This window comes from Acetatifactor sp., from assembly GCF_982438285.1.
On sequence record NZ_CEWDFQ010000487.1, the window covers coordinates 1 to 1,758 of the forward strand.

Here is a 1,758-nt window from a genome sequence, read left to right on the forward strand (position 1 = left end):
CCGCAATTTTGCCCGACAGGCAATCGTATACGCCAGGCAGCGTCAGAAACTTGTTCTCGGAAAGAATGCGCCGCAAGTCTTGGGCATGTTCTCTGCTCATAATCAGTTCCTCCTTAATCGTTTTTTCTGCGTGTTTATTTCCCTACGTTTGAAGAGCGTTTCCTCTCCCGCTTGTTAAAATTGTACAATATGTACATACAAATTGTCGAATGCCCTTTTTGATATGACCATATACCAAAAACAGAATGGAGAAATTGAGAAAAACTTTTGCACAGACCATAATAGTCTGATATCATTAACTGAAAGAGGATTTATCCCAGCTTCTTGTTTCGGACGCCCGCCCAGAAAGGAGCGTATCATGATTGACCAGCGGTTTTGCAAATATATCAAGACAATCGCGCAGTATCACAGCTTTTCCAAAGCTGCGCAGGCTCTCTATGTCTCCCAGCCCGCCCTGAGCCGTTTTGTGAAAAAAGTGGAGGACGAATTGGGCGTCACCCTCTTCGATCGGGACACCATTCCCCTGCGCCTCACTGCGGCGGGGAAGCGGTACCTGGAATATGTAGAGCAGTTTCAGTCCCTGGAACGGAGCATGCGCCAGGAATTCTCCTCCATGGGCCACCAGTCATACAACCGCATCACCATCGCCACGCTGCCGCTGCTGGGCATGTATGTTCTTCCCCGGATCGTTCCTGACTTTGCAGAACAGTTTCCCTCCGTGGATCAAAAGATCATTGAGTGCTCAAGCACGGAAATTCTCAAGCTGTTGGAGAACGATGAGGTCGACCTCTCCCTCACCAACCTGAAGCCGGACGCACCCCATCTGCGGTATGAGCATCTCATGGGAGACCCTGTTGTCCTTGCCCTCCGGTATGATGACAACATGGCTCAGCGGTATCCGAACTGCTGTAATAATCTGGAGCATCCCATTCCGGCGGACTGGTCCCTGCTTCAAGACCAGCCGCTGATTCTCTTACATTCCTGGCAGAATATGCGCACCGCGTCGGAAATAATCTGCCGCTATTACTCCTTTGTCCCTCAGCGCGTGGTGGAGGTCTCCAGCCTGCCCTCTGCCCTCAGCCTGGTGGGATGCGGCCGGGGTATGACCTTCATCTGTCCCTCCTATGTGCACTGTATTCAGCCGCAGACCCCATTAATCTACTTTTCCCTGCCGGAAATGGCCGAACTGACTGATATCGTCGCCGTTTTCCGGAGAGATAACCAGAATCCGCTGGTGGACGAATTTTGCCGGTGCGCAATTCGAAAGCTATATGATTCCTGACCCTTGCGCCGGCGGGAGCGGCGCGGATAAAAAGGAACCAGCAGAGCAAGGGGCGTTTGCCCCTCATACAGGCACATGAGATCCGGCTGCGCGTCCGGGCCGCTTGGTTCATCCCAAACATTTGTATAGTCCCCTCCCGTTGATGCAGCGAAGCATCTTATTCGGAGCGGCAGCCGTGCACAGTGGCTGTCGCTTTTTTGGCGGCCTGCCCGCCAATCCTAAGCGGGATAGTGCGTGCAGAACAGAGCCAAAAGCCTGGAAGGCCTTGGCTTTCCAGTGAAAATACCCATTGAAACAATGGCTGAATTTCACAAAAGGCGCCGGAAGCAGCGGCTTTTGTAAAATTGTGCGGCTCTTGCCCCGCGAATCAACTGCTGGAGCCGTTTGTTCAGCAGACATTCCCTAATAAAAAGGCAGGCTGCATGGTGGTTTTCCATGTGTCTGTCTTTAGCTTACCCCTTCATACAGCCGGGGGT

Annotated in this window: 1 protein-coding gene; it reads left to right on the top strand. The window is 52.3% G+C overall.

From position 1 onward, the window contains the following. Positions 1-358: 358 nt before the first annotated feature. Positions 359-1,282 carry a LysR family transcriptional regulator gene (locus tag AC1WIP_RS15540; protein WP_481142679.1) on the top strand — a complete coding sequence of 308 codons (924 nt, stop codon included), beginning with the start codon at positions 359-361 and terminating at the stop codon, positions 1,280-1,282. Positions 1,283-1,758 lie beyond the last annotated feature (476 nt).

Bases quoted from the DNA above. Each gene is read 5' to 3' on its own strand.
- AC1WIP_RS15540 (WP_481142679.1), top strand. From the start codon at position 359: ATGATTGACCAGCGGTTTTGCAAATATATCAAGACAATCGCGCAGTAT.